At 65.1% G+C, this 13009-nt stretch carries 10 protein-coding genes; 6 read left to right on the forward strand and 4 right to left on the reverse strand.

Annotated features, from left to right (window positions below):
• Positions 1–119 precede the first annotated feature (119 nt).
• The 5 genes from arc to prcA all read left to right on the forward strand — a co-directional run bounded on the left by arc (position 120) and on the right by prcA (position 5603).
• Positions 120–1886 (forward strand): proteasome ATPase, encoded by a 1767-nt coding sequence (gene arc, locus Rhe02_RS38125; protein WP_203913348.1) that lies wholly within the window; start codon positions 120–122, stop codon positions 1884–1886.
• 68 nt (positions 1887–1954) lie between these two features.
• Entirely contained in the window at positions 1955–3469 is a 1515-nt protein-coding gene (gene dop / locus Rhe02_RS38130) for a depupylase/deamidase Dop (RefSeq protein WP_373320769.1), read from the forward strand.
• A gap of 71 nt (positions 3470–3540) precedes the next feature.
• Positions 3541–3753: a ubiquitin-like protein Pup gene (locus Rhe02_RS38135; protein ID WP_203913349.1), complete on the forward strand. Its 213-nt coding sequence runs from the start codon at positions 3541–3543 to the stop codon at positions 3751–3753.
• A 221-nt stretch (positions 3754–3974) separates the two neighbouring features.
• The gene (gene prcB / locus Rhe02_RS38140) at positions 3975–4754 is read left to right on the forward strand and encodes a proteasome subunit beta (protein ID WP_373320770.1); all 780 of its coding nucleotides are present in this window, start codon (positions 3975–3977) and stop codon (positions 4752–4754) included.
• Positions 4755–4769: 15 nt separating this feature from the next.
• Positions 4770–5603: a proteasome subunit alpha gene (gene prcA, locus Rhe02_RS38145; RefSeq protein WP_203913351.1), complete on the forward strand. Its 834-nt coding sequence runs from the start codon at positions 4770–4772 to the stop codon at positions 5601–5603.
• A 69-nt stretch (positions 5604–5672) separates the two neighbouring features.
• Here the strand turns inward: prcA and Rhe02_RS38150 are convergent, their stop codons facing one another.
• The 4 genes from Rhe02_RS38150 to Rhe02_RS38165 all read right to left on the reverse strand — a co-directional run bounded on the left by Rhe02_RS38150 (position 5673) and on the right by Rhe02_RS38165 (position 11043).
• Positions 5673–6893, reverse strand: a complete 1221-nt coding sequence (locus tag Rhe02_RS38150; protein ID WP_203913352.1) for a glycosyltransferase family 2 protein — start codon at positions 6891–6893, stop codon at positions 5673–5675.
• 89 nt (positions 6894–6982) lie between these two features.
• Complete coding sequence (locus Rhe02_RS38155; RefSeq protein ID WP_239124323.1) at positions 6983–8035, reverse strand: glycosyltransferase family 2 protein; 1053 nt, start codon at positions 8033–8035, stop codon at positions 6983–6985.
• A 186-nt stretch (positions 8036–8221) separates the two neighbouring features.
• Positions 8222–9616 carry a hypothetical protein gene (locus tag Rhe02_RS38160; protein ID WP_203913354.1) on the reverse strand — a complete coding sequence of 465 codons (1395 nt, stop codon included), beginning with the start codon at positions 9614–9616 and terminating at the stop codon, positions 8222–8224.
• Entirely contained in the window at positions 9613–11043 is a 1431-nt protein-coding gene (locus tag Rhe02_RS38165; RefSeq protein WP_203913355.1) for a hypothetical protein, read from the reverse strand. Before Rhe02_RS38165 ends, Rhe02_RS38160 begins: the two co-directional genes overlap by 4 nt.
• Positions 11044–11171: 128 nt before the next feature.
• On the opposite strand from Rhe02_RS38165, the gene Rhe02_RS38170 reads away from it, so the two are divergent.
• Positions 11172–13001 carry a hypothetical protein gene (locus tag Rhe02_RS38170; protein ID WP_203913356.1) on the forward strand — a complete coding sequence of 610 codons (1830 nt, stop codon included), beginning with the start codon at positions 11172–11174 and terminating at the stop codon, positions 12999–13001.
• Positions 13002–13009: the final 8 nt, after the last annotated feature.

Here is a 13009-nt window from a genome sequence, read left to right on the forward strand (position 1 = left end):
ACTCACGGGGTGTCGGGAGGGTTACCTGAGGGCCAAGAGCAGCTAGTGTTAAGAGCAGCCTGACGCGGGGTCCAACAAGGCAGGACTCAGCGCAGGAAAAGCCCCCGGGGAGGTGGGACGTGGCACGCAGCGATGACGCGGATGCGCGCGCAGCACGGTGGGAGAAAGAAGCCAACGATCTCTCCACGCAGGTCGCGTTCCTGCAGGAGGAGCTCGCCCTGTTGCGGCGCAAGCTCAGTGAGAGTCCGCGGCATGTTCGTCAGCTGGAGGAGCGGCTCGCCGCGACTCAGGCACAGCTGGCGCGGCTGACCGACAACAACGAGAGACTGGTCGCCACGCTCAAAGAAGCGCGCGCCCAGATCGTCACCCTCAAGGAGGAGATCGACCGCCTGGCACAGCCGCCAAGCGGTTACGGTGTCTTCCTCGCCCGTCACGATGACGGCACGGTGGATGTCTTCACCGGCGGGCGCAAGCTCAGGGTGGCCGTGTCGCCCTCGATCGAGGTCGAGCGGTTGCAGCGTGGGCAGGAGGTTCTGCTCAACGACGCACTCAACGTCGTCAACGCGTTCGGGTTCGAGCGGGTTGGCGAAGTGGTCGGCCTCAAGGAGATCCTTGAAGGCGGCGACCGCGCGCTGGTTATCTCGCACGCAGACGAGGAGCGCATCGTGTTCCTCGCCGACTCGCTCATCGAATCGCAGCTGCGGTCCGGTGACTCGCTCATGATCGAGCCGCGTTCGTCCTATGCGTATGAGCGCATCCCCAAGAGCGAGGTCGAGGAGCTGGTGCTGGAGGAGGTTCCCGACGTCGGTTACCACGACATCGGCGGCCTGACCAACCAGATCGAGCAGATCCGCGATGCGGTGGAGTTGCCCTTCCTGCACGCAGACCTGTTCCGCGAGCACCACCTGCGGCCGCCCAAGGGCGTTCTGCTCTACGGGCCTCCCGGCTGCGGAAAGACCATGATCGCGAAGGCGGTGGCCAACTCGCTGGCCAAGAAGATCGCCGAGAGCCGTGGCCAGGACAAGCACACCAGCTTCTTCCTGAACATCAAGGGCCCTGAGCTGCTCAACAAATACGTCGGCGAGACCGAGCGGCACATCCGGCTCATCTTCCAGCGCGCCCGGGAGAAGGCCTCCGAGGGCACGCCGGTCATCGTGTTCTTTGACGAGATGGACTCGGTCTTCCGCACCCGCGGCTCCGGCGTCTCGTCCGATGTGGAGAACACGATCGTTCCCCAGCTGCTCAGCGAGATCGATGGTGTGGAAGGTCTCGAGAACGTCATCGTCATCGGTGCCTCCAACCGTGAAGACATGATTGACCCGGCCATCCTGCGCCCGGGTCGCCTCGACGTCAAAATCAAGATTGAGCGGCCCGATGCTGAAGCCGCCAAGGACATCTTCAGCAAATACATCCTCACCAATCTGCCGCTCAGCGCCGACGACATCGCCGAGCACGGAGGCTCCGCGGAGGCCTGCGTTCACGCGATGATCAACGCGGTGGTGCTGCGGATGTACTCCGAGACCGAGGAGAACAGGTTCCTCGAAGTCACCTACGCCAATGGTGACAAGGAAGTGCTGTACTTCAAGGACTTCAACTCGGGCGCGATGATTCAGAACATCGTCGACCGCGGCAAGAAGATGGCCATCAAGGAATTCCTCTCCTCGGGCAAGAAGGGTTTGCGCCTGCAGCACCTGCTGGACGCGTGCCTCGACGAGTTCCGGGAGAACGAGGACCTGCCCAACACCACCAACCCCGACGACTGGGCCCGCATCTCCGGCAAGAAGGGCGAGCGCATCGTCTACATCCGCACCCTGGTCTCAGGCGGCAAGGGGACGGAATCAGGTCGCTCTATAGATACGGTTACCAATACCGGGCAATACCTGTAAAAGCAGGCGTCCAGGCGGGGCGGTGCCGCAAGGCGCCGCCCCGCTCTCTATGCGGATAGGCTGATGGCATGAGTGTTCGGCGCATTATGGGAACAGAGGTCGAGTACGGCATCTCCGTGCCCGGCCAGCCCGGGGCCAACCCTATGGTGACCTCATCACAGGTGGTCAACGCTTACGGGGCCCGTCCCGAACTGACCCGCGGCGGCCGGGCGCGATGGGACTACGAAGAGGAGTCGCCGCTGCGCGACGCGCGCGGCTTCACCTACACCGGCACCGCCTACGACCCGGCGGAGGCGCTGGCCGACGAGGATCTGGGCCTGGCCAACGTGATACTGACCAACGGCGCCCGGCTCTACGTCGATCACGCCCACCCCGAATACTCCACGCCCGAGGTGACCAATCCCTTGGACCTTGTGCTGTGGGACAAGGCGGGGGAGCGGGTGATGGCCGAGGGCGCCCGGCGCGCCGCCACCATCCCGGGCAGCCACCCGATCCACCTCTACAAGCACAACACCGACAACAAAGGCTCCTCGTTCGGCGCCCACGAGAACTACCTCATGCGCCGGCAGACGCCGTTCGCCGATATCGTCACCTACCTCACCCCGTTCTTCGTGACCCGCCAGATCGTTTGCGGCGCGGGACGAGTCGGGATTGGACAGGACGGCAGCCAGGCCGGCTATCAGATCTCCCAGCGCGCCGACTTCTTCGAGGTCGAGGTGGGCCTGGAGACCACGCTGAAGCGGCCCATCATCAACACGCGTGACGAGCCCCATTCCGACGCCGACAAATACCGGCGGCTGCACGTCATCATCGGAGATGCCAACCTTTCCGAGATCTCGACCTATCTGAAACTTGGCACAACCGCGTTGATCCTCACCATGATTGAGGAGAAGGCGCTCGGCACCGACCTCGGCATCGCCGACCCGGTCGCCGAGCTGCGCTCGGTCAGCCACGACCCGTCGCTGAAACACCTGATGCGCCTTCGCGACGGGCGCCGCCTCACCGCGCTGGACGTGCAGTGGGCCTATTACGAGCGGGTCAAGTCCTTTGTGGACGATCGCACCGGGTCCGACACCGACGAGATGACCCGCGACGTGTTGCAGCGCTGGGAAAGCGTGTTGGAGCGGCTGGGCCGCGACCCGATGCTGTGCTCGCAGGAGCTCGACTGGGTGGCCAAGCTTCGCCTTCTCGAGGGCTACCGCGAGCGCGAAAACCTCGGCTGGGCCTCCTCCAAACTCCAGCTCGTCGACCTGCAATACGCCGATGTGCGCGAGGAAAAGGGGCTCTACCACCGGCTCGTGGCCCGCGGCGCGATGAAGACCATGCTCGACCCGCAGCGGGTCGAGCTCGCCATGGTCGAGCCGCCCGACGACACGCGCGCCTACTTCCGCGGGCGCTGCCTGGCCAAGTATGCCTCCGAGGTGGTTGCGGCCAGCTGGGATTCGGTCATCTTCGATGTGGGTCGCGAGGCACTGGTTCGGGTACCCATGATGGAACCGGAAAAGGGCACCAAGAAACATGTTGGCGCGCTGTTCGATCGCTGCCCGAGCGCTAAGGACCTTCTGGAAATCATCACCAGCTGATCCTCTAGCGGTGATCGCTTTCATGACACCAGCGCGCTACGTTTAACGCATTCGAAAGTAGGAGGCACCCGATGGCCACACAAGACGGTGGGCAGTCGCAGTCAGGCAAATCGCGGCGTGAAGATGAGGTCGATGAGGTAGCGCCCGAGGTCAATCCCGAGGTCGCCGAGCGGGTCGAGCAGATCGGCGAAGACGTCGATGACCTCCTCGACGAGATCGACGCCGTACTCGAGGAAAACGCCGAAGAATTTGTCCGGGGGTATGTCCAGAAAGGCGGGCAATAAGTATATTTGTCCGATTTTTGCGACGCGATAGCCAGCTCAAGCGGCGTTCGACGCTGACTCGAGCGGAACTGCGGCGCACCGGGACCCGAGCGCGTTGAACATGACCACCCATTCGGTAATGTTCGTGGAACCAGTAATGCGATCACCTACCTGAAGGAGACCTCGTGTCAGCGGGTTTTAATTCATCCGGGCGTCTACCGGCTGCTTTCACCACGCCGGGCATGTCTTCCTTCACGGAGTTCTTGAGCCAAGCCGCACCAGAGCTGTTGCCGGGCAGGCGGACGTTGCCGGCCGGCACCCACGACATTGCTCCACATGCGACCACCATCGTCTCGCTGACGTTCAGCGGTGGCGTGGTGATGGCCGGCGACAGGCGCGCCACGATGGGCAATCTGATCGCCAGCCGTGACATCGAGAAGGTGCATCCGGCCGATCCCTATTCGCTGGTGGGCATCGCGGGCACGGCCGGGGTGGGGCTGGAGCTGATGCGACTGTTCCAAGTGGAGCTGCAGCACTACGAGAAGATCGAAGGCGCCATGCTGTCGCTGGACGGCAAGGCGAACAGGCTCGCGACAATGATTCGCAACAACCTGGGTGCCGCGATGCAGGGGCTCGCGGTGATCCCGCTGTTCGCCGGGTTCGATCTCGACGCGTCCGACCCGGCGAAGGCTGGGCGCATCTTCAGTTTCGATGTGGCGGGCGGGCTGTACGAGGAGCACGGCTACGACGCGATCGGTTCGGGTTCGCTGTTTGCCAAGTCGGCGCTGAAGAAGACGTACCGGCCCGGCCTTGACGCGCAGGCGGCGGCGAACCTGGCGGTGGCGGCGCTGTACGACGCGGCCGATGACGACACCGCGACCGGTGGCCCGGACGTGATCCGCAAGATTTTCCCGGTGGTGATGACAGCCACCGCGGAGGGAACCAACCGGCTCAGCGACGCGGAAACGGGCGCGATGGCTGAAGCCGTTCTCGCAGAGCGCCGCAACGAGCCCACTGTCTAAAGGAGACCTACCGCCGTGGCTATGCAGTTCTACGCCTCCCCTGAGCAGATCATGCGGGACCGCTCGGAGTATGCCCGCAAGGGCATCGCTCGCGGCCGCAGTGTGGTGGTGCTGACCTACGCCGGGGGTGTGCTGTTCGTGGCGGAGAACATCTCCACCACGCTGCACAAGGTGAGCGAGATCTACGACCGGATAGGGTTCGCCGCGGTGGGCCGCTACAACGAGTTCGAGAATCTTCGATCGGCCGGGGTTCGCATGGCCGATCTGCGGGGTTACTCCTACGATCGCCGCGATGTGACGGGGCGGGCGCTGGCCAGCGCCTATGCGCAGACGCTCGGCTCGATTTTCAGCGAGCAGGGCAAGCCCTACGAGGTGGAGATCTGTGTGGCCGAGGTGGGTGCCACCGCGGCCAAGGACGAGCTCTACCGGTTGACCTACGACGGCTCGGTACAGGACGAGCCGGGTTTCATGGCGATGGGTGGCCAGGCCGAGGCGATCGGTAACGTGCTGCGTGCCGAGCACAGCGAGTCGCACTCGTTCGAGGATGCGTTGAAGCTCGCGGTGAAGGCGCTGGCGAGTGTGGGCGGCGAGGGTGGCAATTCGCGCAACATCGCCGCGGAGCAGCTCGAGGTGGCGGTGCTTGACCGCGCGCGGAAGGGCCGCACGTTCCGGCGGGTGTTGGGGCCGGCGTTGGCCACGTTGTTGCCGGCCAAGGCGGCGGCCGCTCCTGCGGAGCCAGCCAAGCCGGCCGGGGCAAGCGAGGAGGCCGCCAATGGTGCCGCCGCCAACGGCGACCCCGGCACGACTCCGCCGAAGACCAACGGCAAGGGCAACGGCCCAGCCAAGTAGCACACAGGCAAAGTAAAGGCGGTGGGCATGAAGCCCACCGCCTTTTGAGTTGCTTGCAGACCCGGGGGGTCAGACGCCCAGGAGGGCCGAGTCGCTTTCCTCGGGAGTCTGGGTGTCGTGGCTGATCAGTCGGGCGCTCTTGCGCAGGGTCAGCAGGCTGGTGAACAGCCCGGCGCAGAGGATGACCACGCCGACGGCGATCGAGGTGGCGCTAGGAAGCACCAGGCGGATCGTGCCGTGCGGGTCGAGCGTGCCGAAGTCGGCCGAGCCCCAGGCGCTCAGCGCGCCGATGGTGCCGATGAGGCCGAGCAGGACCAGCGCCAGGCCGATGGCCGCGCAGACCTCCAGCCGGAGCCACTTGGTCCAGCTGATGAGCCGCGATTCGTGAACTATGCCTTCGAACCGTCCATAGACTTCGGCGAATGCGCCGAACAGGACCAGCTGCGAACCGACCAGCAGGGCCAGGCAGCTGTACGCCAGCGCGTTGATGTCGAAGGTGACGTTGCCGATCGTGACCGGGCCGAGGGCCAGGGCGACCGTGGCGACCATGCCGATGGTGGCCAGCGCGATGCCGGGCTGGACCAGGGTGCGGCGCGGCGCGAACACGAGCAGGAAGCGCAGGTGACGCCAGCCGTCGCGCCAGGTGCGCAGGTGCGGCGCGCGGCTGCGGCCGTCGGGCTGAAGCGTGGTGGGAACCTCGACGATGGAGTAACCGGCCAGCGAGGAGCGGACCACCAGCTCGGAGGCGAACTCCATGCCCGGCATGCACAGCCCGAGGTCGAGGATTCGCTGGCGGGAGAAGCCGCGCAGACCGCAGTGGAAGTCGCCGACGTTGCGCAGGCGGAACAGGTGACGGCCGATCCAGGACAGCACCGGGTTGCCCAGGTATCGGTGCAGCGGGGGCATGGCGCCGGGGGCGATTCCGCCCTTGAAGCGGTTACCCATGACGACGTCGTGACCTTCGCGCAGCTTCTCGATGAAGGGGCCGAGGTTGGAAAGGTCGTAGGAGTCGTCGGCGTCACCCATGATCACATAGCGGCCGCGGGCTGCGTCGATGCCGGCCATGAGCGCGCCACCGTAGCCGCGGATCGGCGCGTTCACCACCCGGGCGCCGTTCTCGATGGCGATGCTCTGCGAACCGTCGGTCGAGCCGTTGTCGCTGACCAGAACCTCACCCACGACGCCGAGCTCGGCGAGTGACTTGAGGGCCTTGGTGACGCAGACAGCAAGTGTCTCGGCTTCGTTCAGGCACGGCAGAACGACCGTGACCTCAATGTTGTTGTCTGCCACAGGCTGGCCCCTTCAAAATCAGCATGACTCGGGCCCGACCTTACCCTACGTGCAAGATGCGGGGCCACCAGGAGGTCTAGCCATCGGGCTTAGACCAATCGGCGGACGAGCGACCAGTATGCCCCGGCAATCGCGTTGAGTGTGCCGACCACCGGCTGGGGCACGCGGATCTCCTTGAGCAGTGGCGTGTCCAATCTGGCGGTAAGCATGCGCATCCACACCCGGTCAGGCACGGTCTGCTCCCGCCTCACGACCCGGCGCCGCGCGATGATCGACTGGCGGTTCTGCCAGACGTCCTTCCAGGCGTTGACCTTGTCGCCGAACCAGCCCTGCTTGACCGACAGGGCGATCATGCAGAGCTCCAGCCCGATCAAGCCGGGGGCGAGGAGGAACAGTGCGCGTGGGCTCCAGAGAGTGGTGACGAAGATGATGCGGTTGCGTTCGGTCCGGAAGTATTTGCCCGGATGGGCTTGGAAGACGTACCTATGAACGATCGGGGCATCGGGCACACTGACGACGCGCAATCCGATCCGCCAGGTTCGAAGCGCCAGATCGGCGTCCTCGTAGCCCGCGAAGTAGTGATCGAAGAAGCCGCCCAAGCGTTCCCAATGCGCCCGGCTCATCACGATGCCAGCGCCCATGGCGCCGGCGGTGTTGGAAGGGCTCGTGCGCGTCTCCGGCTCACCCAGACCGCCCACCCAGCTCAGCCCGAGAACGTGGATCTGGTTGCCACGTGAGTTAAGCAACTCCGGATTTTCAGAAAGCCGCATGCTTGCCGCAGCGATACCGATATCCGGTGTCTGCAATTCTTCGATCAGGCGGGCCAACGTGCTGGGTTCCACCACCGCGTCATCGCCGATGAACGCTATGTAATCGCCCGTAGCGAATTCAGCTCCAGCGTTACAGCCGCCCGCGAAGCCGGTGTTTCGGCCGGGGCGCACCAGTTTTACGCGGGGGTCACGGGACAGCTCGGTGGCGGCGTCGTCGACACCGCCGTTGTCCACCAGCACCACATCGACGTCAACCTTCTCCGAGGTCGTCAATGCGGTGACAGCGTGGCGAAGCCACGGCTCCGGCGTGTTGTAAGCGACTACGATGGCTGTCACTCTTGGCAGGTCCGCTGACCAACCTTCGCTGGACATGTCACTCCCTTCAAGTGATCATAAAACAGCTCGCGTGACGCCTGATTTGCCAGGCAGGAGCCCTGTGCGCGAACTAACCCCGGTTACCATACAGCGGCGTTACTTCGGAGCAAAACACATACACAGTTATGATCAAACGAAGTCCGCGCAGGGAAGAGATTGAGCGATGCGCCGGAAGTAATGCGGTCAGCTCGGCTTGCCCGGCGCGGCTGAATGCCTCGAGGTCAGCCATGAGTCGAGGGCGCTTGCGAGCAGGATGATTATGGCGATGCGCACCGCGATGGTCTCCTGAATCCCGAAGCGCCACACCTCCCCAGAGCTCACAATGACGGTCAGCACCACGCTTGCCAAAGCCGTGGCGGCCATGGCGATTCCGGTCATCATCAGTTGCGGCTGCAGCCGCCTCGACCCCGCGAAGAGCGCCAAGAACAGGCTCAGGCCAAGCATCGCTATCGTGATCGGCAACGGGAATCGCTTGGAGAACAACATTTTTTCGACGGGTACCGGGACAAGCGCCGGAACATCGGCATACGCCGCACCGGTCAGCGAGTCACCGGTTGACCCCATCACCTGGCGTGCGAAAAGTGCCGGCATCGTGGTGGCGTAACGGCTCCACAGATCGGTCAGGTGCGCGTCAGTCCACGTCCGCAACTCGGGGCAGGTGTCCACAGCGCGGGCGAATTCCTCGATGGCCCAGTCCTGCCGGGTGCGGACCATCTGGTCGACGGCAGCGCACCCGGGCATGCCGAGCTCGCTCTGGAAAGCCGCCAAGACTTGCGGATCGCTGAAGACGCTCAGGCGCAGGCGGTACATCATCAGCCCGCGTTCGTGCGACAGCGTGGGATCGGCCGTCCATCTCACCTGGGTCTGCACGCTTTTCGGCCCGATGGCATAGCTCCAGCCCGCTGCGAGCAGCAGCACCAGCACACCGGCCGCCGCGCCGGCGGCCCGCCATCGCCCGGAGCTGGGCTGCCCGGAAGCGCGCTGCCGCCAAACGAACCACACCAGAGCCACCCCTAATGGCGCGGCCAAGACGAACATGTCGAGTCGGGTGAACATCCACCACACGGCGACGACCACCATCGTCACCAACGGCCACAGCGCACGGGTGCGCAGCCACCACAGGAAGAGCGCGAGGGTGGCCACGCCGAGGCTGATCGACAGCGACTCGGAGAGGATGGCGAAGTCCCAACTGGCGACCGAGCGCGTCAGTCCTAAAAGGACGATGGCCGCCATCGCGGCGATCCGGGCGGACCGGTGGCGCAGGAACATGGCCACGGATAGGGCGAGCAGGGCCCAGGCGAGGGTGCCCAGCGCCCACTGCCCGACTGCGCGGCTGCCATCGTCGGAGAACATCGCGAAGAACAGCGGCACCCCCCAGGGCCGCGGTGCCTGCCCCGTGAACGAAACCAGCGCCCCCCTGTCCCAGGCAGGGTCGTTGCGGTACGCGTAGGAGAAGGTGTCGAACGAGGTGAAGACCTTACCTTGTAAGACGATGGCCACCCGGCCGGCCAAGAAGAGTCCAAAAAGGACAACTACCGCCCAGTCAAATCGCCGCGCAGGCGTCGTGCTGGTTATCATGCGATGCCCGCGGGCTCGGTAGCCGGCACCTGCGGCTGGTCGCCTGCCGGGTGGGAGGAGCCGGCCTTGCTGAGATGGCGCCATGACAGCCCCGCGGACATACTCGCGAACACCAGCGCGGGCAGCCCGTAGCGCGCCTCATACATGGCCACCAGCACGGGCGGGATGACCAGGCTGACGGTGATGAGAGCGAGCGTGATGGTGTCTGCAGCGTCGCGGCTGCCACGGCGGAAGCGGATCGCGGCGACCAGCGCAAGCAGTAGGGCAAGCGACGTGACGATGGGCACTGTGCGCATCACCTTGCCGTAGCCGGCGAGGAAGGTGCTCAGCCCGGTCGCGGCAGGGGCGTCCTTGTCGTCGGCGAATTCGTTGTCCCACGTGTTCTGCGTCAGCGCGGGAGTGCAGGCAAGGGGGACGGGCGTGCCCTTGATGGTGGCGGGCAGGCTCCATTTTTCGCGCAGGCAATCACTTTCCGGGCCGATATGGCGGCCCGGAATGAAATGGGGCGCCAGGTCGCGCAGCACCACCTGCGCATAGTCGGCTGGCTGCGCGGCGATGGCCTTGCGGGCAAAGGTGCGCAGAATTTCGTTGTCGTTCTTCGGGACTTGCACCGCTGGCCCGTTCCAGCCGTAGTAGTCGGTGCGGTCGTGGCGCTGACCCAGCGGCTCCAGCGGGCACAGCCGCCGCTCAGCCTCGGTGAGGGTGAGCCGGTCACAGTCGACGAAGCTGGACACCCGGGCGTAGAGGGCACGGTTGGCGTAACTGGTGCCGAAGGCGGACGGCCGGTCGCCGATCCAGCTCTGCACCGCGACATAGGGGATGGCGAATGCGATGGCGAACGCCAGCAGCGGCCGCCATCCCACGCGCCGGATCGCGAGGAAGCCCAGCATGATGATCACCATGGGGATGGTGCTGGGCCGGGTGAACCAAGCCAACATGATGACGAAGCCGGAAAGCGCGCACGCCACCAAGCCCGGCTTCTTCGGCCAGAGAAGCAGCAGAATCGCGGTCACCGACAGCGCGACGAACATGGTCTCGCCGAGCACATAGTGCTCCAGGGTCACCTGCAGCGAGTCAAACAAAAGAGGCGCTGTCGCCAGGCAGGCAAGCCAAATTCGTACCCCACGGCGGTAAAGAAAGGTATAGATGGCGAGAGCTGTCAGCAGACCGAGCAGATGTTGCAGTGCGACGACCACCGCGAACGAGCCGGTGACCTTGAGCACCTTGAGCACGACGCTGTAACCGAGACCACCCACGTCATACGGATCCAGGCCGGAGCGGATACTGCTTTCAATGAAGGCGCCGCTGTCCCCGTAGAACCAGAACGCCGGCTGGTAGGCAGCCATAATCAGCACTCGCAGGACGACCGCCAGTGCCAGCAGGATCAGAATCGCCCAGTGCCGTCGCACCGTGGCCCATGCCTTCACGATGTTGCATCCTAGCCAGCTTTTGATCGGTCAGGGTGACTGGGCAGCTGGGGCAGTGTCTCACCACCGGCGAATAGCGTCACATGTAAGGTGGCTGCGTACTTTCTACCGCGATTGGGGATCTGCGCGTGACGAGCCTGCTTGACAGTCAGACTCGGGAGGCAGCCGTGGAGGCCGGGCCTACCACACGACCTTCACTTAACAAGTGGCGAATTTTTCTGCCGCTGCTCCTTCTGCTCGGGTTCGCGGCCCACCTCGCATGGCGCATCTGGCTCATCCGCTATGTGCCCACCGTTGTGGCGCACGCAGACGAGGACCGCTATCTGCTTTCCGCGCGGGCGCTGACCGGCGGGCCGGGCGGCTTCGGTAATGACACGGTGGCCTTCCGGCGCCTCGGTTACCCGATTCTGCTGGCCCCTATTTATTGGTACGTACAGGATCCGTTCAAGGTCTACCACTACGCGCAGCTGATCGGCGCGGTGATCAGCGCGTTCACCTTCCCGCTGGCCTATCTGTTCGCCCGCCGGTTGCTCGCCACCGGCCGTGCCCTGTCGCTGGCGATGGCCTTCGTCGGCGCAGCGTTGCCTGCGGTTGTTTACTACAGCGAATTCACACTTACCGATGTTCTGTTCGCGCCGCTCGGCTTGGCCTGGCTGTTGCTGATTCACGGATGGCTGGGCGGGCGCACCAACGTTGGCCGGGTCACCGCAGCGGTCTTCGCCGGCATCGTGGTCGGCTATGCCTACGTCGTTCATGTGCGCGGCATCATCATGCTGGCTATTCATCTTGGCCTAGTGGCGGTCGTCCTGTTGTCCAAGCGCAGTAGGTACGCCTTAGGCATCGCCTCCGCGGTAACGGCGCTGCTTGTCACCCGGCTGGACTGGCTGCTCAAGACGGTCGTCGGCAGCAGCCTGGAGCATGGCGGGGTGGAGCCTGACAGCAAGATGCTGGAGGCGGTCACCGACGCGCTGGGATTCGTGCGCATGGTCACCGATGCCACCGGGCAGATCTGGTACCTCGGTGTGGCCACCGGTGGCCTGGCGCTGGTCGGCGTCGTCGTCGGCTACCGGGCCATGCGCGAGCCGGGCGACTTCGCCCGCCGGGCGGTCTTCGGCACGGCCCTGGCCAGCACCGTCCTGATCGCGCTGGCCAGCGCGGCCGCCCTGCCGCCCGACGGCCGGGTCAGCAACCACGTCTACTTCCGTTACATTGCCTGGCTGGCCCCGATCTGGCTCATGGTCGGCATCGCGGCCCTGGTGGGGGCGGAGCAGCGGGCCAAGCTCAGGCTGATGCGCGACGCCGGCGTGGTTCTGGCGGTCACCATGTTCGTGGTCCTGGCGCGCATGGCGGTGGGCGAGTGGTTCTCTCCCTTCGACACCCCGGAGGTGTCGTTCCTGGCCAACGCCTGGGAGGCGTTCCGCCCGTTCAAGGCGGCGCTGCTGGCGATGGCGATGCTGGCCCTGTGGCTGCTGCGGCGCTGGTTCATTCCGATGGGCGTGGCAGCCATCGTCTGGACAGTGGCGATGGTGTCGGTGAACGTGAACTCGATCCAGCCGATGGTGGCCCTGGAATATGTGCCCGGATCCCGGCTCGTCCACGACCTCGGGGTCACCAGCGACGACGTGGTGCAGTCCGCGGTCCAGGTGGACCTCGGCTCCCGCCTCAACCACCAGCGTGAGGTCACCTGGTCACCGGTCACAGAGTTCGACGCTCTGACGGGGCAGCCAGGCCCCTCCGCGACCGTGGTCATCGCGCCCTGGTACCCGGAGAAGGCCAACGAGGTCTGTGAGGAAGAGGAAACCAAGGACTGCCACTCGGTGCACTGGGACGGCACCGCGCTGGGCTGGACCCGGGTCTACACCTACGAGAACAAAGACCGCCAGTGGGCGTTGTGGCGGCGCACCGGGGTCACCCCGATGTCCAGCCGCGCGGATGTGAAAGCGACCCAGGCGCGCTGAAAGCTGAG

It is taken from the genome of Rhizocola hellebori (assembly GCF_016862955.1).
In the GTDB taxonomy this organism is placed as follows: domain Bacteria; phylum Actinomycetota; class Actinomycetes; order Mycobacteriales; family Micromonosporaceae; genus Rhizocola; species Rhizocola hellebori.